This window comes from Amycolatopsis ruanii (assembly GCF_003385175.1).
GTDB classification, from domain to species: Bacteria; Actinomycetota; Actinomycetes; order Mycobacteriales; family Pseudonocardiaceae; genus Amycolatopsis_E; species Amycolatopsis_E thermalba.
The window spans coordinates 1-23,747 of the sequence record NZ_PQHY01000024.1 but is presented as its reverse complement, the minus strand read 5'-3'; the positions used below and the strand labels follow the sequence as shown (position 1 = coordinate 23,747).

The following is a 23,747-nucleotide window of genomic DNA, read 5'->3' as shown; positions in this document are numbered from 1 at the left end:
ATCTACAATTCTGCTGTGAAGAACAAACCGCCGTACGCGATCGACTCGGTCGACCACGCGCTGCACCTCGCGACGATGCTGCAGGAGGGGCCGCTGGGGGTGTCGGAGGCGGCGGCGCGGCTGGGGGTGTCGCGGTCGACGGCGCACCGGCTGCTGGCGATGCTGGTGTACCGGGATTTCGCCGAGCAGGGGCCGGACCGCCGCTACCGGGCGGGGCCGGTGCTGCGGCCGGCCGATCCGGTCGGCGCGCCGGTGGCGTTGCTGCGCGAGGTGGCGATGCCCCACCTGCGGGCGCTGGTGGCGCGGGTGCGGGAGACGGTGAACCTGCAGGTGCTGGCCGGGACGGAGGCGCGGTTCCTGGCTTCGGTGGAGTGCGACCAGATCCTGCGCGTGGGCGACCGGGTCGGGCGGGTGCTGCCCGCGCACCTCGCGTCGGGCGGCAAGGCGCTGCTGGCCGCGCTGCCGGCGGCCGAGCTGACGCGCCGGTACGCCGGGACGGACGTGAACCTGACCCGGCTGCGGCGCGAGCTGGGCCTGATCCGGCGGCGCGGCTTCGCGATCAACGACCAGCTCACCGAGACCGGGCTGACGGCCGTCGGGGTGGCGATCCCGTGGCCCGGCGCCGACGAGCCCGCGGCGGCGGTCTCGGTGGCGCTCCCGTCGGCCCGCTTCGACCACGACGTGCTGCCCACCTGGGTGGGCGCCCTGTCCGCCACCGCGACGGCGATCGCCCGCGACCTGGGAGACGGCTGATCGGGGTGGCGGCCCCGCGCGGACGGGCGCGGGACCACCCGCGGGTCAGCCGATCTGCAGGTCGACGCAGGCGTAGAAGGCGTTGGCGGTGTCGGCGACGTTCCAGACCGCGAGCAGCTTCTGCCATCCGGTGAAGCCGGTGAGGTCGACCGGGTGGGAGACGGTCGCCGGCGGCTGGGCACCGTGGTCGTCGACGAAGCCGACGCGCCGGTCGCCGATGTAGTACTCCCACGTGCTGGTGCGGTGCTGGGCGGTCAGCCTCCAGGTGAAGGTCACGGTGCCGACGACCGGGGTGGCGCGCCAGCCCTTGCCGTCGTCGTCCAGCTCGGCGAAGCGGGTGTTGCCCCCGCTGCAGCTGCGCAGGCCCTTGGGACCCTCCACGCTCTGCGGTTCGTACTTGATGTCGCCGCAGGGCACGATCCCCTGGGCGCACTGGGCCTGCCTGCTGGGCGGCGAGTTCACGTAGCCGTGGGCGCTGGCGGTGCCCGGGAGGGCCACGAGGGCGAGGGGAGCGAGAGCCGCCCCGGCGGCGATGGTCGCGATGCGTCGTCTCATGGTCATGTCGGCTCCTTGGGGCGAACCTGGACTTCTTTGATCTAGACCATGTGGTATGGACCATAACGTGAAGTTCGTTCGCGGTCAACGGGCGGGCGGGACGAGCACGGCGTGCAGCAGCCGCGGCGAGGCCGCGAACCCGTGCCGCCGGTAGGCCGCCACCGCCCGGGACGACGAATGCACCGTCACCCGCTCCAGCCCCAGCTCGGCGGCCAGCTCGAGGAGCGCTTGGATGAGCTGCCCGCGGTCCGGCACGGACCACGTCAGGAACAACCAGACCACGCCCAGCAGGATCACGCCGGCGAGGAGGAGTTTCAGCCGGGCGCGTAGCCCGCGTGCCTATCCGTGGGCACTGCCCGTGGGCGATCCGGTAGCCGGCACCGGGCACGGCGGCGATGATCCACGGTTCGCCGAGCTACTTGCGGGTGATCGGGACGTAACGCCCGTCCCGGCACACCTCCCGCACGGCCTCCGCGATCCGTCCTACGGGTAGTAGCGCGTCAGGGATTCCGCCACGCAGGCCGGTTTCTCGGACCCCTCGATCTCGAACGTGAACTTCCGCGTCACCTGCACCCCGCCGCGGCCGACCTCCTCCACCGCGGCGATCTCGGCGTGCAGGCGCACCCGGCTGCCCACTGGGACGGGCGCCGGGAAGCGGACCTTGTTCACGCCGTAGTTCAGCGCCATCCCGACGCCGGTGACCTGCAGCAGCTCGGCGACCATCGGGATGCCCCAGCTCAGCGTCATGTACCCGTGGGCGATCGTGCGGCCGAACGGGCCCCGCGCGGCGCGCTCGGGGTCGGTGTGGATCCACTGGTGGTCCCCGGACACCTCGGCGTAGGCGTCGATCAGCTCCTGCGTCACCTCCCGCCACGCGGAGTACCCTAGGTCGCGCCCCTGCAAGGCCAGGATCTCCGGGATCCCGTTCGCCACCACCGGCATCGCAGCCACTCCCCTCAGGCCGCGACGGCCTGCGCGCCCGACGCCTCGCCGGCGCGCTCGTCGTAGTTGGGCTTGCGCAGCAACGCGAGCATGCAGCCCAGCGTCAGCAGCACCTGGAACACCGCGTACACGATCACGGCGACGATCGAGCCGGTCTGGCTCAGCAGGAACTGGCCCACGATCGGCGTGGTGCCGCCGAGCAGCGTGCCGCACAGCTGGTAGCACAGGGAAATTCCGGTGTAGCGCACGTTCGCCGGGAAGCGGCTGGCGAGCATCCCGGCCAGCGCCGCGTAGTACAGGCAGTGCGGGACGGTCGCGATCACCGTGCCGACCATCGCCAGCGCGTAGTTCTCCGTGCTGATGAACAGGAACATCAGCGGCATCAGCAGGATCTCCGGCACCAGCATCACGATCACCGCGCGGGACCAGCTGCGCATCTTCGTCGCGATCAGCGCGCCCCACGGCTGCACCAGGATCTGGGTGATGTTGGCGACCAGGATGATCGTCAGGAAGGAGCTCTTGTCGAAGCTGAGGTCCGAGGTGGCCCAGGACAGCGCGAACGTCGACTTGAAGTACGTGGCGGACAGCCCGATGGTGCACGCCCCGATGCCGAGGACGATCAGCAGCGGCTGGGTCCGCAGCACCTCGGTGAACGGCAGCTTGGCGACCGCCTTCTTCTCGATGAGGTTCGCCATCGCGGGCGATTCGGCCACCCGCAGCCGGATGAACAGGCCGACGATCACCAGCAGCGCGGAGAACAGGAACGGCACCCGCCAGCCCCACGAGGTGAACGCGTCGTCCGGCAGCTGGCTGATCGCCAGGAAGCTGACCGTGCTCAGGGTGTTGCCGACGGGCGAGCCCTGCTGGGCGAACGCGCCGTAGAGGATCGACTTGCCCTTGGGCGCGTGCTCGGAGGCGATGAGGACGGAGCCGCCCCACTCCCCGCCGAGGCCGATGCCCTGCACCATGCGGATCACGATGAGCAGAATCGGCGCGGCGACGCCGATCTGGGCGTAGGAGGGCAGGACGCCGATCAGCGTGGTCGAGATGCCCATCATGAGCAGCGTGATGACCAGCGTCTTCTTGCGGCCGAGCCGGTCACCGTAGTGGCCGAAGATGATCCCGCCCAGCGGCCGGGCGAGGAAACCCACCCAGAACGTGGCGAACGCGACGAGCGTGCCCAGCGCGCCGTCCAGCTCGGGGAAGAAGACCTTGTCGAAGACCAGCGCCGACGCGGTGCCGTAGATGTAGAAGTCGAACCATTCGATGGTCGAGCCGATGAACGACCCGATGCCCGCTCGCCTGGCCGCCGTGGCCGTGCTCATGCGTGTTTTTCTCTCTCCCTTGAGATCCCGTGTTGCTGGACACCGTGCCAAACAGGACCTAGAAGAGTCCAATACCGAATGAGCACCTCGGCAAGACGGTGATCGTCTCAATCGCGGACGGGCGTCGGCAGGGCTTGTTCCGCGATGGCCAGCACCGTCCGCAACGCCGCCGAGGGGTTGTCCGGCCGCCAGGCCAGCGCGGCCTGCAACCGCACCGGCTCGCCGGCCAGCCGCCGGTACGCCAGCCCCGTCTGCTGGATGTGCTGGCAGGACGACAGTGTCAGGGTCACCCCGACCCCGGCGGCCACCAGAGCCAGGATCGTGTACGAGTCCGGCGCCTCCTGCACCACCCGCGGGTTGAACCCGGCGGACACGCACACCCGCACCGTCGCGTCCCGCACGCTCGACCCCGCGTTGGCCGGGAAACTCACGAACGGCTCCTCCGCCAGCACCGCCACCGGCACCTCGTCCAGGCGGGCCAGCGGATGATCCGACGGCAGCGCGCAGATCATCTCCTCCTCGTCGATCACCCGCGCCGCCACGCCGGGCTGGGTGATCGGCAACCGCACGAACCCCAGGTCCAGCGAACCGTCCGCGACCCGCGCCAGCGCGACGTTGGCGTAGGTCTGCCCGCGCATCACCAGCTCCAGCCCGGGGTGCGCGGCCCGCACCGCCCGGGTCAGCAGCGGCAGGCTCTCGTGGCTCGACGCCCCCGCGAACCCCACCGTCACGCGCCCGTACTCGCCCCGCCCGGCCGCCCGCGCCGCCTTCGTCGCGATGTCCAGGTCCTCCATCACCCGCCGCACCGGGCCCAGGAACGACTCGCCCGCGCTGGTCAGCCGCACCGACCGGGTGTTGCGTTCGAACAGCTGGACCCCGAGCTCCTTCTCCAGCTGCCGGATCTGCTGGGACAGCGGCGGCTGCGCCATCTGCAACCGCTTGGCGGCGCGCCCGAAGTGCAGCTCCTCCGCCACCGCCAGGAACGACGTCAGATAACGCAACTCCATTATTACCGTCTCCGTCTTGATCTGACCCGAATTCGGTATTGGACTCTAATCAATGTTCCTGGCACGGTGAAGACCGCCCCAACCCACGAGCCTTCGAGGAGCGCGACGATGCCCCGCCCGGGTCCGGACAAGACGATGAGCCTGCGCGACGCGGTCGCGGCCTTCGTGCACGACGGGGACACCGTCTCGCTGGAAGGGTTCACGCACCTCATCCCCACCGCGGCCGGGCACGAGATCATCCGGCAGGGCCGCCGCGACCTCACGGTGGTCCGGATGACCGCGGACATCGTCGTCGACCAGATGCTCGCCGGCGGCTGCGTGCGCAAGCTGGTGTCGTCGTTCGTCGGCAACTCCTCGGCCGGGTCGCTGGGCGAGCTGCGCCGCCGCGTCGAGCACGCCGACCCCGAACCGCTGGAGTTCGAGGAGTACAGCCACTACGGCATGATCTGCCGCTACCTCGCCGGGGCGCAGCGCCTGCCGTTCTACCCGCTGCGCTCCTACGCCGGCTCCGACCTGCCGCGGGTCAACCCGGACATCCGCAAGGTCGCCTCGCCCTACGGCGACGAGCAGATCTACGTCGTCCCGCCGGTCAACCCGGACGTCACGATCATCCACGCCCAGCGCGCCGACCGGGCCGGCAACACCCAGATCTGGGGCCTGACCGGCATCCAGGCCGAGGCGGTGTACGCCGCGGAGAAGGCGATCGTGGTGGTCGAGGAGATCGTCGCCGACGAGGTGATCCGCAGCGACCCCAACCGCACGGTCGTGCCCGCGCACGCCGTGGACGCGGTGGTCGAGGTCCCGCGCGGCGCGCACCCGTCGTTCGCGCAGGGCTACTACGACCGCGACAACGCCTTCTACCGCGCGTGGTCGGGCATCAGCAGGGACAAGGAAAAGCTGGCCGCGTGGATGGCGGAGTGGGTGCACGGCACCGCCGACCACGCCGAGTACGTCGCCAAGCTGGGCGCGGAGTCCTGGGCGGGCCTCGCCGTCGGCGAAGCCTGGAGCGAACCGGTGAACTACGGACGGAGGCTGCAGAAGTGACCACGTCGAGCGAAGTCCTGTCCGTCGTCGCCTCCCGCGAGCTGGCGGGCAAGCGCACGGTGTTCGCCGGGATCGGCCTGCCCACGCTGGCCGCGTCGCTGGCGCACCTGACCGTGGCACCCGATCTGGAGATCGTCTACGAATCCGGCGTGTGCGGGGCGCACCCCTCGCACCTGCCCGAGACGATCGCCGACGCGGTGCTGATCACCGGCGCCGAGGCCGTGCTGTCGATGCCCGCGTTGTTCGGGTACGTGCTGCAGGGCGGGCACATCGACGTCGGGTTCCTCGGCGCCGCGCAGATCGACCGCTGGGGCAACCTGAACTCGTCGGTGATCGGCGACTGGCACTCCCCGAAGGTGCGGCTGCCCGGCCCCGGGGGCGCGATGGAGGTCATGGCGAACTCCCGCGAGGTGTTCGTGGTGATGCGCCGCCACGACCCGCGGTCCTTTGTGGACGAGCTGGACTTCTGCACCTCCCCCGGCCCGGACCGCGCGCTCGCCGACGGCGTGCGGCCGTCCGGGCTCGGCGTCACGAAGGTGATCACCGAGCTGGGCATCCTCGCGCGCGGCGGCCCCGGCGAGGAGCTGGAACTGGTCGCGCTGCACCCCGGCGCCACCGTCGAGCAGGCGCGCGAAGCCACCGGCTGGCCGCTGAAGGTCGCCGGCGACGTGACGGTGATCGCACCGCCGAGCGAGGCCGAACTACGGTTGCTGCGCGAGGATGTCGACCCGGAGCGGGTGTATCTGCGATGAAGGAGAGAACCGTGCGCATCAGGATCGTCGGGACCGGGGTGATGGGCCGCGGGATCGCCCAGTGGGCGGCGACCGCCGGGCACACCGTGGAGCTGGCCGACGCCCGGCCGGAATCGGTCGGCGAGGCCGTGGAGTTCGTCCGCGGCATGCTCGACCGGGCCGTGCGGAAGGGCCGCAGCACCGCCGAGGAGGCCGCCGCGATCGGCGCACGGCTGGTGCCACTGGACTCCCCCGCCCAGCCGGGCGAGCCGGACCTGGTGATCGAGGCGATCCGGGAGGACCTGGACACCAAGGCCGCGTTGTTCACCGACCTGGAGAAGGCGCTGCCCGCCACGACGGTGTTCGCCACCAACACCTCGTCGCTGCCGGTCACGCAGATCGCCGCCCGGCTGTCCGATCCGTCCCGCCTGGTCGGCCTGCACTTCTTCAACCCGGCGCCGCTGATGAAGATCGTCGAGGTGATCCCCGGCGCCCGCACCCGGCCCGATGTCGTGGACAGCGTCTCCGCGCTCGTCCGCGAGACCGGGCACAGCGCGGTGGTCGTGTCGGACACGCCGGGCTTCCTGATCAACCACGCCGGGCGCGGCCTGGTCACCGAGGCGCTCGCGCTGCTGGAGCGCCAGGTCGCCGGACCGGCCGAGCTGGACCGCATCGCGCGGGACGTGCTGGGCCTGAAGATGGGCCCGTTCGAGCTGATGGACCTCACCGGGCTGGACGTCACCGCGACGGTGATCGAGTCGATCTGGGCCGGGTTCCGCTTCTCCGACCGGCTGCGCGCGTCGTTCCTCACGCCGAACCGCGTCGCGGCGGGCCTGCACGGCCGCAAGACGAAGCAGGGCTGGTTCGACTACACCGAGGGGGCGGAAAAGCCCGCGGAGAAGCCGATCACCGGCGATGCCGACCGTCCGGTGTGGACGGACGACGACGAGCTGCGCGCCGCCCTGACCGAGGCCGGGGCGAAGGTCACCGGCACGCTCACCGGCGACGCGGTCGCGCTCGTCACGACGTGGGGCACCACGGTCGCGACCGCGATCGCCGCGCAGGGCCTGCCGCCGGAGCGGACGTTCGGCGTCGACCCGCTGTCGATCCGGACCGGCCGCCGGGTGCTGGCGATCACCCCGGCCGCCGACCCGGCCGCGGCCCGCGACGCGCGCGCGGTGCTGGCTCGTGGCGAGAAGGCGGTCTCGGTGGTGCGGGACGTCGAGGGCGGGGTCGCGCAGCGGCTGGTGTCCTCGATCGTGTCGGTCGCCGCCTCGATCGCCGAACAGGGCATCGCCGCGCCGGACGACATCGACCTGGGCGTGCGGCTCGGGCTCGGCTACCCGCGCGGGCCGCTGGCCTGGGGCGACGTGGTGGGCCCGTCGCGGCTGCTCACGCTGCAGCGCGCGCTGCACGAGGCCACCGGCGACCCGCGTTACCGGCCGACGCGGTGGCTGACCGAGCGCGCCCAGCTCGGCCTGCCGCTGACCGCCGCCGGCACCGCGCCCGAAGACGTCTGAGAAGGAGAAGAGCCATGCTGGCACGGGATTTCGGGCTCACCGAGACCCAGCGCGACTTCCGCCGGATGGCGGCGGAGTTCGTCGACGCCGAGATCGCGCCCAACGCGCGCGAGTGGGACCGCACCGAGCACGTCGACCAGTCCGTGGTGCGGCGGCTCGGGGAACTGGGGTTCCTCGGGCTGACGCTGGACGAGCGCTACGGCGGGGTGGACGCCGACATGCTGTCCTACGTGCTGGTCACCGAGGAGCTGGGCCGCGGCGATTCGGCGGTGCGCGGGATCGTGTCGGTGTCGCTCGGCCTGGTGTCGAAGACGATCGCCGCGCACGGCACCGAGGAGCAGAAGCAGGAGTGGCTGCCGCGGCTGATCAGCGGTGAGGCGCTCGGCTGCTTCGGCCTCACCGAACCGGGCACCGGCTCCGACGCCGGGTCACTGAGCACCCGCGCCGAGCGCGACGGCGGCGACTGGGTGATCAACGGCAGCAAGATGTTCATCACCAACGGCACCTGGGCCAAGGTCGCGCTCACGTTCGCCCGCACCAGCGAGACCGGCATCACCGCGTTCCTGGTGCCCACCGGCTCCCCCGGGTTCACCGCCAGGGAGATCAAGGGCAAGCTCGGCCTGCGTGGCCAGGCGACCGCCGAGCTGACCTACGACAACGTGCGCGTGCCCGATTCGGCGCGGCTCGGGGAGGTCGGCAAGGGCCTGGGCATCGCGCTCGGCACGCTGTCCCGCGGCCGGATCGAGGTGGCCGCGGGCGCGGTCGGCGTGGCGCAGGCCGCCCTGGACGCGGCCACCCGCTACGCCACCGAGCGGGACCAGTTCGGCAAGCCGATCGCCTCGTTCCAGCTGGTGCAGGAGCTGCTCGCGGACGCCGCGGTGGACGTGCAGGCCTCCCGCCTGCTCACCCACCAGGTCGCGCGCATGGCCGACGCCGGGATGAAGCCGAAGGAGTACGCCACGGACGCCTCGGCCGCGAAGTACCACGCGAGCGAGACCGCGGTGCGCGTGACGAACAACTGCCTGCAGGTGTTCGGCGGCTACGGGTTCATCGACGAGTACCCGGTCGGCAAGTACGTGCGCGACGCCCGCGTGCTCACCCTCTACGAGGGCACCAGCCAGGTGCAGAAGCTGATCATCGGCCGGGACCTGACCGGCGTCAACGCGATGACGTGATGCCCAGCCGGGCCAGTTGCTGGTCGAAGGGGACGAACTCGTCCTCACCGGTGGGCGCGGCGGCGGGCCGCCCGCCCATCGCCGTGGCCAGCTCACCGGCGGCGCGCTCGATGCGGGCGGTGAGGTCGCCGTCCGGGCCGTCGGAGCTGCCCCAGTCCTCGGCGGCGGCGAAGACGGCGGTCGGCATCACGTCGGCGCGCAGGTAGGCGAACAGCGGCCGCAGGGCGAACTCCAGCGCGAGCGAGTGCCGGGCGGTGCCGGCGGTCGCGGCGATCAGGACCGGCTTGCCCCGCAGCGAACCGGCCTCGATGACGTCGAAGAACGACTTGAACAGGCCGCTGTAGGAGGCGTTGAAGATCGGCGTGACGACGATCAGGCCGTCGGCGCGGGTCACCGTCTCGATCGCGCCGGCCAGTTTGGGGCTGGGGAAGCCGGTGACCAGGTTGTTCGCGATGTCGCCGGCGAGGTCGCGCAGCTCCTCGACCTCGCCGCCGGCGCCGGTCTCGCGGGCCGCGGCCTGGGCCAGGCGGTCGCCCAGCAGCCGCGTCGAGGAGGGACTGCTCAGACCGGCCGAGACGACCACGAGTGTGCGGGACATGGACTCACCCTGCTCAGGTAGTTGTGCGTTCAACTAGCTGGCACAACGGCCCGGGCAGGGCGGGTATTCCGCGAGTCCCGCGTTCACACACGCGAGTCCCACGCTCACGCACGCGAGTCCTGCGTTCATGCGCGCGAGTCCCACGCTCACGCACGCGAGTCCTGCGTTGGCGTGACCTACTGCCGGTAGGACTCGACCTCGCCGACCGGGCGGGCCTGCGCCTTGTCGGGGTCCTCGCCGAACTCGCGCGCGGCCCGGCGCTGCCGGAGCAGGTCCCAGCACTGGTCCAGCTGCTCCTCGACCCGGCGCATCCGGGCCCGGTCCTCCTCGCTCAGGCCCCCGCCGACCGACCGCGACCGCAGCTCGTGCTCCTCGGCGATCAGCTTGTCGATGTTGGCGATGATGTCCTGGTCGGCCATGGTTCCCTCCTCGTTCCGGTCACCGCTTCAGACCGTACCCGCGATCACCCGTAGCTGCGCCCCTTCCAGGTCGCGCCGAGCCCGCGCCAGTGCCGCACCGCCGAGCCGACGGTCATCAGCAGGTACAGCGTCGCGGTGACGGGCAGCAGGGGCGCAGCGAGCCACGGCTGCCGGTAGTAGCGCAGCATCGGGACGAAGGTCGCCGTCATGAGCACCCACGCGGCGAGGGCCAGCACGCGGACAGCGCCGGTGGCCGCGAAGGTCAGCACCGGGGGCGCGAGGAAGACCACGGCCAGGCCCAGCACGGTGCCGGCGAGGAGCAGCGGGGAGTGCCGCAGCTGGGCGTAGGCGCTGCGCGCGATCATGTCCCACAGCGAGCGCAGCGTGGGGTAGGGACGGACGCTGCGCACGTCCCCGGCCAGTCCGAGCCAGATGCGGCCTCCGGCGCGCTTGATGGCGCGGCCGAGGGCGACGTCGTCGATCAGCGCGTCCCGGATCGCGGCCAGGCCCCCGGCCCGCTCGAGCGCGGTGCGCCGCACGAGGCAGCAGCCCCCGGCGGCCGCGGCGGTGCGGCCGGGGCCGTTGACCCACCGGAACGGGTAGAGCATCGCGAAGAAGTACACGAAAGCGGGAACGATCAGCCGTTCCCAGCGGGTGCGGGTGCGCAGGCGGGCCATCTGGGACACCAGATCGCGGCCGTCGGCGGAGGCGACCAGCGCGGCGACCGAGTACGGGCCGTGGGCGATGTCGGCGTCGGTGAACAGCAGGAAGTCGGGCTCGCCGGCCTGGGCGACGCCGTGCGCGAGCGCCCACAGCTTGCCGGTCCAGCCGGGCGGGCGTTCACCCGGTGCGGTGACGGTGAGCCGCTCACCGCCCAGGGCGCGGGCGACGTCCGCGGTGCCGTCGCCGCTGCCGTCGTCGACGAGGATCATCCGGAGTGGTCCCGGGTAGCGCTGGGCGAGCAGTGCCGGAAGTGTTTCCGGCAGGATCGCGGCCTCGTCGCGCGCGGGTACCACGACCGCCACCGACGGCCACGCGGCGGGCTCCCGGCGGGGCGGTAACCGCTGGTCAGTGCGCCAGAAGCCGGTCGCGGCCAGCCACAGCCAGGCCAGCAGCGCGACCGCCGCGACGATGATCATGAACGGCAGTTTCCCACGCGGTGACCGTGACGGACCGGATCCGATGGGGTAGAGTCGGTCTTGTCGGGAGATTCTCGCAGGCTGGCACAGGGCCGGTTTCGTTCCCTTCGGTTGGCCCATCGTGGTTGATCCTCCACGAGAGAAGTTCCTTCTTGACCTCTTCGGCTCCCGTTGTCCCGGACCGGAAGACCAAGCCCCTGCTGTCGGAACAAGCGTCGATGACCGAGATGGTGGTCATCCGGGCGTTCCTGATCATCCCCTTCGCCGCGCTGATCGCCGCCGTTCCCCTGCTCTGGGGCTGGGGACTGAGCTGGCTCGATCTCGCCGTCGCCGCCGCGTTCTACACGGTGTCCACTTTGGGCATCACCATCGGCTACCACCGCTACTTCACCCACGGCGCGTTCCGCGCGAACCGTCCACTTCGGATCGCGCTGGCGATCGCGGGGAGCATGGCGGCGCAGGGACCGGTGATCGGGTGGGTGGCCGACCACCGTCGTCACCACGCGTTCTCCGACCGCGCGGGCGATCCGCACTCGCCGTGGCTGTTCGGCACCTCGCCGGCCGCGCTGGCCAAGGGTTTCTGGCACGCCCACATGGGCTGGCTGTTCGGCCGCGACCGGACCAATGTGGACCGGTTCGCCCCGGATCTCGCCGCCGACCCGGACATCCGCGCGGTGGACCGGCTGTTCCCGCTGTGGGTCTCGTTGTCGGTGCTGCTGCCGGCGCTGATCGGCGGGCTGGCGACGATGTCCTGGTGGGGCGCGCTCACCGGGTTCCTGTGGGCCGGGCTGGCGCGGGTGGCGTTCCAGCACCACGTGACCTGGTCGGTGAACTCGATCTGCCACATGATCGGTGACCGCCCGTTCGCCAGCCGGGACCGCTCGGCCAACTTCTGGCCGCTGGCGATCCTGTCCATGGGCGAGTCGTGGCACAACTCCCACCACGCCGATCCGACTTGCGCCCGCCACGGCGTGCGACGCGGGCAGATCGACGTGTCCGCCCGGGTGATCTGGGCGTTCGAACGTCTCGGCTGGGCCTGGCAGGTGCGCTGGCCCACCGAGCAGCGGCTGGCGAGGCTGGCCGTGAAATCCGCACCACCGAAGGGATCGTCATGACCTGGGCTCGCCACGCTTCCCCGCCGCGACCCGAAAGCGGCCCGATCGCCGAGGCACGCGCCCGGATGGCCCAGGACGAGGCGATCGCCAACCACCGTGCGGCGCGCACGGTCGCCGACCACGCGCTGGACGTCCACGACTGCCGCGAGCTGCTCGCCATGCTCGGGCTGACCACGAAGGGCGCGGCTTCCGCGCTCTGATTGTTAGAGAAAATATCAAGGAGAAACGCATGACACAGGGCACCGTCAAATGGTTCAACGCCGAAAAGGGCTTCGGCTTCATCGCGCAGGAGAGCGGACCGGACGTCTTCGTCCACTACTCGGAGATCGACGGCAACGGCTTCCGCAGCCTTGAAGAGAACCAGCAGGTGACCTTCGAGATCACGCAGGGCGCCAAGGGCCCCCAGGCGAGCCGCGTCAGCATCGTCTGACACGCACGACTGCTCAACGGGCCGGTTCCCCATCCGGGGGACCGGCCCGTTGCCGTTGCAGCACACCGCTCGCCGGGCAAGTGCCGATCGCCACGGCCCCCGGCATTTCCGTCCGGCTCGAACCGGCCGGACGCAAAATCGCCGTCGCGATCACGCCGCCGTCAGGTCCGGCAACCCCGCCGGGGTGCCCGCGTCGATCCACCTCGCCAGGCGGTCGCGCGTGAACAGCTCGTCCAGCACCATGAACGCGGCGCCCACCACGCCCGCCTGGTCGCCCAGCGACGAGCGCGCGATGCGCAGGTCCCGCGTCGCCAGGGGCAGGGACCTGCCGTAGATCACCTCGCGGATCGTGGCGAGCAGGTGGTCGCCCGCGCCGGCCACGCCGCCGCCGATCAGCAGCAGCGACGGGTTGAAGAAGCTCACCAGCATCGCCAGCTGGTCGCCGATCAGCCGCCCGGCGCGCTGGATCAGTTCGAGCGCCGCCCGGTCGCCGTTCTGCGCCGCCCACGCCACGTCCTCCGCGGTGACCACACCGTTCCCGGCGAGCCGCTCGGCCAGGATCGGGCTGGTGCCGTCCTTCGCCGCCGTCTCGCCGTCCCGGGCCAGTGCCGCGCCGCCGGCAAGCGCTTCCAGGCAGCCGATGTTGCCGCACCGGCACACGACCGTCGTGTCGGTGCGGGCCGCCGTGTGCCCGACGTCGCCGGCGCACCCCTGGCTGCCGCGGTGCAGGTGACCGCCGGAGATGAGCCCGGCGCCGATCCCGGTGCCGATCTTGACGTAGAGGTAGTCCCGCACCCCGGCCGCCGCGCCCGCCCGGAACTCGCCGAGCGTCATCGCGTTGACCTCGTTGTCCACCCACACCGGCGCGCTGTGCCGCCGGGCGAAGTGGTCGCGCACCGGGTAGCCGTCCCAGCCCGGCATGATCGGCGGGGCGCTGGGCCGCCCGGTGGCGAACTCGACCGGGCCCGGCAGCCCGATGCCCACCCCCCACACCTCGGCGCCCGGCCGGGCGGCCAGCAGGTCGTCGAAGAGCGCGCCGACCTGGGCGAGCACGGGTTCCGGCCCGCGGGCGACGTCGGAGGCCTCGGTGCGCTGGGCGAGCAGGGTCCCGGCGAGGTCCGTGAGCCCGGCGCTGATGCTGGTGGCGCCCAGCTCGGCGGTGAGGATCACCCCGGCGCCGGAGCGGAACCGCAGCTCCCGCGGCGCGCGTCCGCCGCTGGAGGGCCCCAGCTCGCCGTCCTCCAGCAGCCCGGCGCGCATCAGGTGACCGACGCGCTGGCTGATGACGGTCCGCCCCAGCCCCGACCGCCTGCCCAGCTCCGGCCGGGTCCGCGCGGCGCCGGAGCGCACCAGATCGAGCACCAGGACCAGATCGTCGAGCTGGTCGGACGGGATGGTTGCGGTCACGCGCGTTCCCTTCGCTCGCACTAACCCGGAAATTCGTACCAGGCCCGGGGTCAGCCGGGCGTGACCTCCACCCAGTCGCGGCGCGTGGCGGAGCTCAGGACCGCCTCGGTGATCGCCGTGGCGCGGGCGCCGTCGGCCAGCGTCGGCAGGCCCTCGGGCTTCTCGCCGCGGATCGTGGCGTAGGTGTCGGCGATGAAGCCGGTGAAGGAGTCCAGGTAGCCCTGCGGGTGGCCGGCCGGGACGAGGTTGCGGGACGTCGCGTCGGGGCCGAGGGCGGGGTCGCCGCGGTGCAGGACCCGCGTCTCGTCGCGCCGGCCCATCCACAGGATCTCCGGCTCCTGCTGGTCGAACGCGTACTCGACCTCGGGGGTGTCGATCCGCAGCTGCAGCTGGTTGCGCCGCCCCGGCGAGATCTGGCTGATCACCGCCGACCCGAACACGCCCTGCTCGGTCTCGAACTGCAGCAGCGCCTCGTCCTCGGTGTCCACCTCGGCGCCCGCCCGCACCGGCACGACCCGCGGCAGCACCGCGTGCACCCGCGCGATCCGCTGTCCGGTGACGAACTCCGCCAGATCGCACCAGTGCACCCCGATGTCGCCGAACGCGCGCGACGGCCCGCCCAGCTCGGACCGCACCCGCCAGTTCGTGTCGCTGTCGCGGGAGAGCCAGTCCTGCAGGTAGACGCCGTGGATCAGCCGGATCCGCTCGCCGCGCACCCGCTCCCGCACCTCGCGCACCACCGGGTAGAAGCGGTAGGCGAACGGCACGGCGACCACGCGGTCGGTGTCGCGCCACCGCCGGACGAGGCCGGCGACCTCGGCGCCGCTCATGCCGACGGGCTTTTCCAGGACGACGTGCTTGCCCGCGTCCAGCGCGATGCGGGTCAGCGGCGCGTGCAGGGCGTTCGGGGTGCAGATGTGCACGACGTCGATGCCGGGGGCGGCGGCCAGCTCCTCCGCGCTGTCCACGGCCGACCGGGCGCCCAGCTCGGCCGCTGCCGCGCGGGAGCGGGCGGGCGTGGACGCGGCCACCGCGGCCAGGTCCTGGCCCAGCGTGCGCACCGCACGGGCGTGTACGGCTCCGATGAACCCGGCGCCGATGATCCCGGCCCGCAACGGCTCGCTCACTTCTCCCCCTGTCAGCAGGTCTTCTGCACTACTGAAATCATCTAATGCATACCATGAACATAAGTCAAGTCGCAAAAAGGGGCGTCGTCCTCGACCAGCCTGGGGGTCACTGGGAGAACGACGCCTCCACCATCATAGCCGCTTCGGGGCGGGGTGTGCAGGCTGAACGGATCTCGACACGAAAAAGGCCGGCGAGCCCCCAGGCCCCGCCGGCCGCGCATCCGCTGTAGCGGATGACCTGGGCCAGAATAGGTGCAGGACACCTCGGTTTGTCAACGGCCTGCGGCTGATTGACAATGACTGCCGTCCGCCGAAGCGGACGACCACCTTCGAGCACGAGGAACCGCATGGACCAGGGCGGGCAGGAGGGCGGCTCGCTCGCCGCCAAGATCACGCACCTGATCACCACCCTCTACCCCGAGGGCAGGCCCGGATACGCGAAGCTGGCGGCGCAGATCCGCGAGCGCACGGGGGCGACCCTGTCGAGCACGTACCTGTGGGAACTGGCCAGCGGCCGCAAGCGCAACCTGACGCAGGAGACGCTGGGCACGCTCGCCGCGTTCTTCGGCGTGCCGCCCGACTACTTCCTCGACGACGCGGTGACCTCCCGCGTGGACGCCCAGCTCGAGCTGGCGCAGGCGCTGCGCAACCACAAGGTCCGGTCGATCGCGCTGCGCGCGGACGGGCTGTCCGACGATACCCTGGACGCGCTGCTGGCCATGGTCACCGAGGCCCGCAAGATCGAGCGGCTCGGGCCGCCGGCCGAGCACCCGGCCGACGAGCCGGGCGCGTAGACCGGGGCAGGTGCCGCGCCCGCTCGCAGACCCGCCCGAGCGGAGGTGACGGCAGCGATGGTGACGCGACGCGACCTGCGGCGGTGCCAGGCCCTGGTGGCCGGCCTGCCGCTGCCCCGGCCGTTCTCGGTGCCGGCGCTGGTCGACGCCCTCGCCGCGCGGCGCGGCCGCCCGATCCACGTGCGCACGCTCCCGCCGGGGTCCGGCGCCGCCGCGTGCGGGGCGTGGATCCGGCTGGCGTCGGCGGACGTGATCTACGTCGAGGAGCAGACGAGCCGGGTGCACCGCGACCACATCGTGCTGCACGAGATCGGCCACCTGCTGTGCGACCACACCGGCGACGGCACGGGGCATCCGCTGTCGCGGGTGCTGCCGGACCTGTCGCCGGAGCTGATCGAGCGCCTGCTGACCCGCACCGGGTACACCACGGAGGAGGAGCAGGAGGCCGAGCTGGTCGCCAGCCTCATCCGGACCGCCGCGCAGGCCCGCGCGACCTGGACGACGACCGGGGCGCTCGGCGAGTTCGAAACCGCGCTCGGCCTGCGGGGAACGTGGGAGTGAGCGGCCAGCTGCGCCGGGGTGCGCGGTGAGCCCCGCGGCGCTGGAGAGCGGCGGCACGCACCTCCTGGCCGCCGGGACGCTCGTGCTGTGGGTGACGCTGGTGATCCGCGCGCCCGCCGCCCGGCGGGCACCCCCGCGGCGGCGCATGCTGATCGCGATCGCGAGCCTCGCCACCTCGATCACCCTCGTCCTCGAACCGGTCGCCGGCCTGGTCGACCGCGCCTTCGGGCCGGGCGGCGGCTGCGGCATCGTGGTGAGCGTCTGGGGCGTCGTCGGCTCCGCGCTCATCCTCGACTTCGTCCTGGCCGCCACCGCCAGCCGCCGCCCCCTGCTGGTCTACGGCGGTGCCGCCCTGGTCAGCGCCGCGCTGCTGCTGATCAACTCGGGCGCTCCCGCGCCGGCCTGCCTCACCTCCGCCGACGTCCCGTGGTTCGGCCTGTTCTGGTCGCTGCTGTGCCTCGCGCACGTGCTGGGCACCGGTCCCGCGGCGATCCTGTGCGCCCGCTACGGGCGGCGGGCCACCACCCGTCCGCTCCGGGCCGGCCTGTACGTGCTCGCCACCGGGTTCGCCTCCTCGACCGTCTTCTGGGGCCTGGTGGTGCCCGCCTACCTGGTCACCCGGTCGCCGTGGCTGGGGGCGGCGGCCCCGCTCAACGTCGCGATCACGGCGTGGGTCATGGCGCTGGGCACGGCACTGCCGCAGCTGCTGCGGCTGCACCGGGCCGCGGGCGACCGCCGGACGCTGCGCCACCTGGAACCGTTGTGGCGCCGCCTGGTGACGGCGGTGCCACAGGTCCACCTGCCGGAGAGCGGCCGGTGGGCCAGCGACCTGCGGCTGTACCGCCGGGTGATCGAGATCCGTGACGCGGTCCTGGTCCTGCGCGACTACGTGGACCCGGGCACGATCGAGGCGGCCCGGGTCCACGCGGGCAGCGAAGCCCTCGCCACGGCCTGCTGGCTTCCCCTGGCGGAGGCGGCGAAGGAGCGCGGCGAACCCCCGCGCGCGGCGCCCCCGCCGGGCGCGGACTGCTCGGGCGAGGAGTGGGCCGACGAGGTCGGATTCGCCCTCACGCTCGCCGAGCACCGGGATTCCGCGCTGGTGCGCTCCTTCCAGCCCGCCAGCGGCTCCATTCCGGACGGTCAGCGGTAGTAGCCGTCCACCGGCACGCGCGCCTCGTCGAACAGGAACGGGCCCTCCTGCGGCACCGGCCGCACCACGACCGGCGCGGTCGGCTCCCTCAGGCTCTCCAGCTGCTCCCCCGACAGGGCGAAGACCACCCGCCCGAGACCGGACCGCGCCAGCGCGCCCGTGCACATCCCGCACGGCTGGCAGCTGGTGTACATCGTGGTGCCCGCCGCCGTCTCCGGGTCCAGCTCACGCGCCGCCCAGCGGGCCAGTTTCTGCTCGGGGTGCGCGGAGATGTCCCGGTCGGTGATCGTGGTGTTGCGGTCCTCGGCCAGGATCCGGCCGTCGGGGCCGACCAGCAGCGAGCCGAAGGGCGGGTTGCCCGCGGCCCGGGCTTCGGCGGCCAGCTCGATCGCGCGCCGCAGGTACTTCTCGTCGGACATCAATCCTCCATTTGGGCGCGGACCGTCGCCAGCGCCTGCCAGGCGGCCTGGGGCCGCAACGTTTCCGCCGGGTCGCCCCCGAACGGGTCGAGCACCACGGTTTCGGCGCCCAGTGCGCGCAGTTCCGCGAGGTCGGCGACGATCTGCTCGATCGTGCCCTCGCCTGCGAGCCGCTCGCCGGTGACCGGTTCCCGGGTCAGGCGCAACGCGATCCGCGGCGCCAGGGCGGGCACCGGCCGTCCGGCGTCGTCGGCGATCGCCTTGAGCCGTCCCAGCGCCTCGCGGAACCAGCCGAGGCCGAACCGCAGCGGGTGCCACGGCTCGCCCAGCCGCACGGCCCGGCGCAGGGCGGCCGCGCTGTTCCCGCCGATCCACAACGGGATCCGCCCCGCCCGGTAGCCCGGATCGGCCCACGCCTCGCGCAGCACGTCCAGGTACTCGTCGGTCAGCGCGCCGCGCCGTTCGAACGGCACCCCCAGCGCCTCGAACTCCTGACGCGCCCAGCCGACCCCGACGCCGAGCACCAGCCGGCCGCCGCTGAGGGCGTTCAGGTTGGCGGCCATGCGCGCGGTCAGCAGCGGGTGGCGGTACGGCAGCACGAGGATCGTCGTGCCGAGCCGGATCCGCTCGGTCACCCCCGCCAGCCAGGACAACGTCGTGAACGGCTCGTAGAACGGCGCCGGGTACTGGCCGGCCACGTCCGGCGTGATCGCCACGTGGTCGGACATCATCAGCAGGTCGAAACCAAGTCCCTCCACGGTCCGGCCCCAGTCGCGGAGCACGCCGGGATCCGTGCCGGGGCCGAAGTTCGGGATGTTCACACCGATTTTCACGACGTCCAGGTTAGGCAGAGATCACCGGGCGGCACAGGGATTCCTTGCGGACTTGTGCCCCGTCCGCCGTGGATCTGCCGGTATTTTCGGGTCATGACCGAGACTCTCGACGCGACCGACTGGGCGATCCTCACCGAACTGCAGGCGGACGGGCGGGTGCCGCTGACCGAGCTGGCCCGCCGCGTCAGCCTGAGCGCGTCCGCGACGACCGAACGGGTCAAGCGGCTGGAGGCGGCGGGGGTGATCACCGGGTACCGGGCGGAGGTCGATCTCGGCAAGGTCGGCTACCCGGTGCTCGCCGTGGTGCGGCTGAAGTACCCGGGCAGCAGGCACGAGCCGCTGCACCGGCTGCTCGGCGCGCGCCACGAGATCCTGGAGTGCCTGCGCACCACCGGCGACGACTGCTACACGCTGAAGGTCGCGGCCGCCTCGATGGACCACCTGGAGGAGGTCGCGGACCAGCTGGCGCAATTCGGCAGCACGACGACGAACGTGGTGTACCGGCGGACGCTCCCGGCACGCGGCCCGTCCGGACCACCGCGCCGCGGCTAGGACGGTGAAGCCACTTGGGGAACCCACGCGGCCTGCGCCGCCGCGGCTAGACCAGCGGCCGGCCCGTGCGCAGGCGGCGTCGCAGGTCCCACAGGTAGGCGTTGAACGGGAACTCACGCACCGGGCGCGGGGAGAGCCGCACCGCGAGGCCGATCGCCTTGAGCAGCCGGTCGAACCGGCGCTCGTCGCGCGGCGTCCAGCCGAGCTTCATCTGCTCCCGGAACACGCCGGGCAGGAAGCCGGTGGTGACGAACCGGTTGACCGGCCCCAGCGCGCGGCTGACGAACCCGGGCAGGAACTTCAGGTCGGCGACCCCCATCAGGTACTCGCGCACCGTGTCGTCGATCGAGATCTCCGCCAGCGCCCCGGTCCAGTACTCCTCGAACGCCTGCCGGTCGGCCGGCCACATGTCCTCCGTGACCTGCAGCGTGGTGCCGAGCACGGACGAATGCCGGTAGATCTCCTCGGCCCGCTCCGGGGCGAGCGGCCCGACGAACGCCTCGTAGACGTCCTCGAACCCGCGGTACAGGCAGGCCGCGACCCACAGCTGCAGCTTCGGATCGAAGGCGTTGTAGGACACCGGGCTGGACCCGGTGGAGCGGACCTGCGCGTGCGCGACGTTGACGGCCTTCCGGTACGCCGCGCGCTCCTCGTCGGTGCCCAGCGCCACGACAGCCAGGTAGGTCACCGTCGTCCGGCTCCGCTTGACCGGGTGCTTGAACAGGTTCCCGCTGTCCACCCGGCTTTCGTACACGCCGTAGCCCACGGACGGGTGCGCGAGCTGCATGATCACGTTCGCGCTGCCGGCCAGGAGACCGGCCCCGATCACCGCGTCGCCGAGGCGGGTGGGGGCGGCTGTGGCGGTCATCGCCGGTCTCCGATCTGCTCACGTCCGTTCGCAGATATTCCAGCGCGGCCCCACCACACCTGTCAAGATGGGGGCATGGAGACGTCAGCGCTGCGCACCTACGGCGGCGTCGCCGGCGAGGACCGGCAGGCCGAGCGCCGCGCCCAGCTCATCGAGGCCGGCCTGGAACTGCTCGGCGCGCGCGATGGCGACCGCAACCTGACCGTGCGCGGCGTGTGCCGGCAGGCCGGGCTGGCCGCGCGCTACTTCTACGAGAACTTCGCCGACCGGGACGCGCTGGCCGTCGCGGTGTACGACTCGGTGGTCGAGGGCATCGCGGCGACGACCCTGGAGGCCGTCGAGTCCGCACCCGGCGACGCCCGCGCGAAGACGCACGCCGGGCTGAGCCGCCTGGTCCGCGCGATCGCCGAAGACCCGCGCAAGGGCTTCCTGCTCTTCTCCCCCACCCTCGACAACACCGTCCTGGCACAGCGGCGCGCCGCGTCCGCGCGGTGGTTCGCCGGGCTGCTCGGCCTGCAGGCCCGCGAGTTCTACGGCATGCCCTCCACCCCGCGGCTGGACCTGCTCGCCGAGATGCTGGTCGGCGGGCTCTCCCAGGCGCTGACGTCGTGGCTGGACGGCTCGCTCGAACTGTCCGAAGAGGACCTGGTGGAGCACTGCACGGAGGTCTTCCTCGCCGTGTCGAAGATCGCCTGACGACCGTTACCTAACGATCGCTAATGAGCTATGGTCGGGGGAACCACGGGAGGTGCCGCCGATGACCGCTGTCCGGATCGCGAACTTCTCCGGCTATCTGGGGGATCGCTACACGGCGATCGACGAGGCGATGAGCGGCGATCCGGTGGACGTGCTGATCGGCGACTACCTCGCCGAGGTCACGCTGGCCGCACTGGCCACCGGCTACCGGCGGGACCCCGAACGCGGCTACGTCGAGTACTTCGTCGGCCAGATCCGCCCGCACCTGGCCGCGATCGCGCAGCGAGGCGTGAAGGTCGTGACCAACGCGGGCGGCTTCCACCCCGCCGCGCTCGCGGAGAAGCTGCGCAAGGTCGCCGCCGACGAGGGCGTCCCGCTGCGGATCGCGCACGTCGAGGGCGACAACGTGCTGTCCCGGCTGGGCGAGTACGCCGAGGCCGGGCACCGGCTGGAGAACCTGGACACCGGCGCGCCGCTGGCGTCCTGGGGGCACGAGCCGCTGGCCGCGAACGCCTACCTGGGCGGCTGGGGCATCGCGGCCGCGCTCGCCGAGGGCGCCGACATCGTGGTGTGCGGCCGGGTCGCCGACGCGTCACTGGTCACCGGACCGGCCGCGTGGTGGCACGGCTGGGCCACCGACGACTGGAACGCGCTCGCGGGGGCGGTCACCGCGGGCCACGTCATCGAATGCGGTCCGCAGGCCGTGGGCGGCAACTTCGCCGGCTTCACGCGCATCCCGGACATGCTGGTGCCGGGCTTCCCGATCGCCGAGGTCGCCGCGGACGGCAGCAGCGTGATCACCAAGCACACCGGGCACGGCGGCGCGGTCACCGTCGACACCGTGACCGCGCAACTGGTCTACGAGATCCAGGGCCCGCGCTACCTCAACCCGGACGTCACGGTGCACCTGGACACCGTGCGGCTGGCCGCGGCGGGACCGGATCGGGTCGAGGTCACCGGCGCGACCGGGTCCCCTCCCCCGCCGACCACGAAGGTCGCGGTGTTCGCCGCGATCGGTCACACGCTGGTCAACACCGTCTACGTCACCGCGCCGGACGTGGACGCGAAGGTCGCCCTGCTGCGCGCGCAGATCACCCGCGAGGTGCCCGAGGGTGTCGAGCTGGACATCACCAGACTGGGCACCGCGGCCACCGACCCCGAGACGCAGTGGGACGCCACCGTCGCGGTGCGCGTGATGGCCGTGGCCGCGACCCCGGAGCCGCTGGCGAAGCTGAACCTGGCCGGCCGGCTGGGATCGCTGTACCTGCAGAGCATCCCGGGCTTCTACCACGACGGCGGCGCCGGGCTGACCTCGCGCAGCAAACCGCGCATCGACTACTGGCCGGCGCTGCTGCCGATGTCGGAGGTGCCGCACCGGGTCGTCCTCGACGACGGCCGCACGCTGCCGATCGCCCCGCCGCCCACCGCGCCGGGCCGGGGGCAGCCGGTGCACCCCGAACCGGCCGGGCAGCCGCTGCCGGAGCGGGCGCGCAAGGCGCCGCTGGGCACCGTCGCCTACGCCCGCAGCGGTGACAAGGGAGGCAACAGCAACGTCGGGGTCTGGGTGCCGGACGAGCGGGCCTGGCCGTGGCTGCGGCAGGCACTGTCCACAGCGGAGCTTCGCAAGCTGTTGCCCGAGACCGGGGATCTCGACATCGTCCGGCACGAGTTCCCGCACCTGCGGGCCGTCCACTTCGTCCTGCGCGGCCTGCTGGGCACCGGAGGGTCCGCTAACCTGCGCACCGATCAGGTCGGCAAGGCCGTCGGCGAGTACCTGCGCGCCAAGCACGTCCTGATCCCCGAGGAGCTGCTCGACCATGTCGCTGACTGAGCGCATCACCGCGGCCGTGGCGAACCCCGCGACGAGCGACGAGTTCGACCCGCACGCCGAGCTGGCCGAGGTGCTGGCCGGGATCGGGATGAGCCCGGCCGACACCGGCGGCGCGATCACGTTCCGCGGTGCGGACCCGGTGGTGCCGAGCACGCTGCGGCTGGGCGGGTCGGCGGCGATCGCGCTGGCCGCGAAGTCCGCCGCGATCGCGAAGCTGTGGCGGCTGCGCGGCGGTGACGGGCAGGACATCGGCGTCGACCTGCGCGTGGCGCCGCACCGGCTGTGCCCGTTCTACGACCGGAAGTGGGAGCTGCTCAACGGGTATCCGGCGAGCACCCCGGCGAACCCGTCACAGGCGCTGGGGTTCCGCTTCTACCGCACGGCGGACGACGAGTGGGTGATGCCGCTCAACCCGTACCCGAAGATCAAGCTGGCGGCGCAGAAGCTGCTCGGCGTGCCCGACGACACCGAGGCGGTCGCCGCGGCGATCGCGAAGTGGCGGGGCCGGGACCTGGAGAACGCGGCGGTCACGGCGGGCGCGGTGCTGCCGATGCTGCGCACGCCCGCGGAGCTGATGGCCGAACCGCACTACCGCCAGGTGCTGGCGGACCTGCCGCTGGTGGAGATCACGAAGATCGGCGACAGCGCGCCGGAACCCCTTGGCGCGGCGGAGGATCCGCTGTCCGGGGTGCGGGCGCTGGGGATGGGGCACGTCATCGCCGGCGCGGGGGTGGGCCGGGCTGCTGCGGTCGTTGC

Annotated in this window: 27 protein-coding genes and 1 pseudogene; 15 read left to right on the top strand and 13 right to left on the bottom strand. The window is 72.4% G+C overall.

Annotated features, from left to right (window positions below; genetic code table 11):
• The first annotated feature begins 15 nt into the window (after window positions 1-15).
• On the top strand, window positions 16-753 hold the full coding sequence (locus D0D28_RS15590; RefSeq protein ID WP_116111041.1) for an IclR family transcriptional regulator: 738 nt from the start codon (window positions 16-18) through the stop codon (window positions 751-753).
• Between the two features lie 45 nt (window positions 754-798).
• Here D0D28_RS15590 and D0D28_RS15585 read toward each other — a convergent pair whose 3' ends face one another.
• From D0D28_RS15585 to D0D28_RS15565, 5 genes are all read right to left on the bottom strand, one after another.
• Entirely contained in the window at window positions 799-1,314 is a 516-nt protein-coding gene (locus D0D28_RS15585; protein ID WP_116111040.1) for a lytic polysaccharide monooxygenase auxiliary activity family 9 protein, read from the bottom strand.
• A 78-nt stretch (window positions 1,315-1,392) separates the two neighbouring features.
• Window positions 1,393-1,605: a hypothetical protein gene (locus D0D28_RS15580; protein ID WP_240323218.1), complete on the bottom strand. Its 213-nt coding sequence runs from the start codon at window positions 1,603-1,605 to the stop codon at window positions 1,393-1,395.
• A gap of 186 nt (window positions 1,606-1,791) precedes the next feature.
• The gene (locus tag D0D28_RS15575; protein ID WP_094007956.1) at window positions 1,792-2,250 is read right to left on the bottom strand and encodes a MaoC family dehydratase; all 459 of its coding nucleotides are present in this window, start codon (window positions 2,248-2,250) and stop codon (window positions 1,792-1,794) included.
• Window positions 2,251-2,264: 14 nt separating this feature from the next.
• A complete protein-coding gene (locus D0D28_RS15570) occupies window positions 2,265-3,575 on the bottom strand; it encodes an MFS transporter (protein WP_116111038.1) in 1,311 nt (436 codons plus the stop codon).
• A 107-nt stretch (window positions 3,576-3,682) separates the two neighbouring features.
• Window positions 3,683-4,582 (bottom strand): LysR family transcriptional regulator, encoded by a 900-nt coding sequence (locus tag D0D28_RS15565; RefSeq protein WP_116111037.1) that lies wholly within the window; start codon window positions 4,580-4,582, stop codon window positions 3,683-3,685.
• A 108-nt stretch (window positions 4,583-4,690) separates the two neighbouring features.
• Here D0D28_RS15565 and D0D28_RS15560 point away from each other — a divergent pair, with 108 nt between their 5' ends.
• The 4 genes from D0D28_RS15560 to D0D28_RS15545 are packed head-to-tail and all read left to right on the top strand — an operon-like array spanning window position 4,691 to window position 9,052.
• The gene (locus tag D0D28_RS15560; protein WP_094007953.1) at window positions 4,691-5,626 is read left to right on the top strand and encodes a CoA transferase subunit A; all 936 of its coding nucleotides are present in this window, start codon (window positions 4,691-4,693) and stop codon (window positions 5,624-5,626) included.
• The gene (locus D0D28_RS15555; protein ID WP_094007952.1) at window positions 5,623-6,378 is read left to right on the top strand and encodes a CoA-transferase subunit beta; all 756 of its coding nucleotides are present in this window, start codon (window positions 5,623-5,625) and stop codon (window positions 6,376-6,378) included. Before D0D28_RS15560 ends, D0D28_RS15555 begins: the two co-directional genes overlap by 4 nt.
• Window positions 6,375-7,877, top strand: coding sequence for a 3-hydroxyacyl-CoA dehydrogenase (locus D0D28_RS15550; RefSeq protein WP_116111036.1), 1,503 nt, complete (start codon window positions 6,375-6,377; stop codon window positions 7,875-7,877). Before D0D28_RS15555 ends, D0D28_RS15550 begins: the two co-directional genes overlap by 4 nt.
• Window positions 7,878-7,891: 14 nt before the next feature.
• The gene (locus D0D28_RS15545; RefSeq protein WP_116111035.1) at window positions 7,892-9,052 is read left to right on the top strand and encodes an acyl-CoA dehydrogenase family protein; all 1,161 of its coding nucleotides are present in this window, start codon (window positions 7,892-7,894) and stop codon (window positions 9,050-9,052) included.
• Here D0D28_RS15545 and D0D28_RS15540 read toward each other — a convergent pair.
• The 3 genes from D0D28_RS15540 to D0D28_RS15530 form a co-directional block, all read right to left on the bottom strand.
• Window positions 9,036-9,650: an FMN reductase gene (locus tag D0D28_RS15540; RefSeq protein WP_116111034.1), complete on the bottom strand. Its 615-nt coding sequence runs from the start codon at window positions 9,648-9,650 to the stop codon at window positions 9,036-9,038. The genes D0D28_RS15545 and D0D28_RS15540 overlap by 17 nt on opposite strands.
• A 176-nt stretch (window positions 9,651-9,826) precedes the next feature.
• Entirely contained in the window at window positions 9,827-10,069 is a 243-nt protein-coding gene (locus tag D0D28_RS15535) for a DUF2630 family protein (RefSeq protein WP_094007948.1), read from the bottom strand.
• Window positions 10,070-10,113: 44 nt separating this feature from the next.
• Entirely contained in the window at window positions 10,114-11,208 is a 1,095-nt protein-coding gene (locus D0D28_RS15530) for a glycosyltransferase (RefSeq protein WP_116111033.1), read from the bottom strand.
• 218 nt (window positions 11,209-11,426) lie between these two features.
• Between D0D28_RS15530 and D0D28_RS15525 the strand changes: the two genes are divergently transcribed.
• From D0D28_RS15525 to D0D28_RS15515, 3 genes are read left to right on the top strand one after another with little or no spacing between them, the layout of a single operon-like run.
• Complete coding sequence (locus D0D28_RS15525; protein ID WP_162830566.1) at window positions 11,427-12,323, top strand: acyl-CoA desaturase; 897 nt, start codon at window positions 11,427-11,429, stop codon at window positions 12,321-12,323.
• On the top strand, window positions 12,320-12,523 hold the full coding sequence (locus tag D0D28_RS15520) for a hypothetical protein (RefSeq protein WP_094007945.1): 204 nt from the start codon (window positions 12,320-12,322) through the stop codon (window positions 12,521-12,523). The genes D0D28_RS15525 and D0D28_RS15520 overlap by 4 nt, the downstream gene beginning before the upstream one ends.
• Before the next feature lie 29 nt (window positions 12,524-12,552).
• On the top strand, window positions 12,553-12,753 hold the full coding sequence (locus D0D28_RS15515; RefSeq protein ID WP_094007944.1) for a cold-shock protein: 201 nt from the start codon (window positions 12,553-12,555) through the stop codon (window positions 12,751-12,753).
• Between the two features lie 150 nt (window positions 12,754-12,903).
• Here D0D28_RS15515 and D0D28_RS15510 read toward each other — a convergent pair whose 3' ends face one another.
• Both D0D28_RS15510 and D0D28_RS15505 read right to left on the bottom strand, forming a co-directional pair.
• Entirely contained in the window at window positions 12,904-14,160 is a 1,257-nt protein-coding gene (locus tag D0D28_RS15510; protein ID WP_116111032.1) for an ROK family protein, read from the bottom strand.
• A 50-nt stretch (window positions 14,161-14,210) separates the two neighbouring features.
• Window positions 14,211-15,287 carry a Gfo/Idh/MocA family protein gene (locus D0D28_RS15505; protein WP_116111031.1) on the bottom strand — a complete coding sequence of 359 codons (1,077 nt, stop codon included), beginning with the start codon at window positions 15,285-15,287 and terminating at the stop codon, window positions 14,211-14,213.
• A gap of 347 nt (window positions 15,288-15,634) precedes the next feature.
• Between D0D28_RS15505 and D0D28_RS15500 the strand changes: the two genes are divergently transcribed.
• Genes D0D28_RS15500 through D0D28_RS15490 form a run of 3 tightly spaced genes read left to right on the top strand, consistent with a single transcriptional unit; the run spans window position 15,635 to window position 17,792 of the window.
• Complete coding sequence (locus tag D0D28_RS15500) at window positions 15,635-16,081, top strand: hypothetical protein (RefSeq protein WP_116111030.1); 447 nt, start codon at window positions 15,635-15,637, stop codon at window positions 16,079-16,081.
• Window positions 16,082-16,138: 57 nt separating this feature from the next.
• A complete protein-coding gene (locus D0D28_RS15495) occupies window positions 16,139-16,642 on the top strand; it encodes a hypothetical protein (RefSeq protein WP_116111029.1) in 504 nt (167 codons plus the stop codon).
• Window positions 16,643-16,667: 25 nt separating this feature from the next.
• Window positions 16,668-17,792, top strand: a complete 1,125-nt coding sequence (locus D0D28_RS15490; protein WP_116111028.1) for an MAB_1171c family putative transporter — start codon at window positions 16,668-16,670, stop codon at window positions 17,790-17,792.
• Here D0D28_RS15490 and D0D28_RS15485 read toward each other — a convergent pair.
• A complete protein-coding gene (locus D0D28_RS15485) occupies window positions 17,783-18,211 on the bottom strand; it encodes a nucleoside deaminase (protein WP_116111027.1) in 429 nt (142 codons plus the stop codon). The genes D0D28_RS15490 and D0D28_RS15485 overlap by 10 nt on opposite strands.
• Window positions 18,211-19,044 carry an LLM class flavin-dependent oxidoreductase gene (locus tag D0D28_RS15480; protein WP_116111026.1) on the bottom strand — a complete coding sequence of 278 codons (834 nt, stop codon included), beginning with the start codon at window positions 19,042-19,044 and terminating at the stop codon, window positions 18,211-18,213. The genes D0D28_RS15485 and D0D28_RS15480 overlap by 1 nt, the downstream gene beginning before the upstream one ends.
• A gap of 93 nt (window positions 19,045-19,137) precedes the next feature.
• On the opposite strand from D0D28_RS15480, the gene D0D28_RS15475 reads away from it, so the two are divergent.
• Entirely contained in the window at window positions 19,138-19,596 is a 459-nt protein-coding gene (locus D0D28_RS15475) for an Lrp/AsnC family transcriptional regulator (RefSeq protein WP_116111025.1), read from the top strand.
• A gap of 46 nt (window positions 19,597-19,642) precedes the next feature.
• On the opposite strand, the gene D0D28_RS15470 is transcribed toward D0D28_RS15475, so the two are convergent.
• Window positions 19,643-20,464, bottom strand: coding sequence for an oxygenase MpaB family protein (locus tag D0D28_RS15470; protein ID WP_116111024.1), 822 nt, complete (start codon window positions 20,462-20,464; stop codon window positions 19,643-19,645).
• Between the two features lie 75 nt (window positions 20,465-20,539).
• Between D0D28_RS15470 and D0D28_RS15465 the strand changes: the two genes are divergently transcribed.
• The 3 genes and pseudogenes from D0D28_RS15465 to D0D28_RS15455 all read left to right on the top strand — a co-directional run.
• Window positions 20,540-21,160, top strand: a complete 621-nt coding sequence (locus D0D28_RS15465; RefSeq protein WP_094007934.1) for a TetR/AcrR family transcriptional regulator — start codon at window positions 20,540-20,542, stop codon at window positions 21,158-21,160.
• A 61-nt stretch (window positions 21,161-21,221) separates the two neighbouring features.
• The gene (locus D0D28_RS15460) at window positions 21,222-22,991 is read left to right on the top strand and encodes an acyclic terpene utilization AtuA family protein (RefSeq protein WP_116111023.1); all 1,770 of its coding nucleotides are present in this window, start codon (window positions 21,222-21,224) and stop codon (window positions 22,989-22,991) included.
• A pseudogene (locus tag D0D28_RS15455) lies at window positions 22,978-23,747 on the top strand (CoA transferase); the annotation flags it as partial. The gene D0D28_RS15460 and the pseudogene D0D28_RS15455, both read left to right, overlap by 14 nt.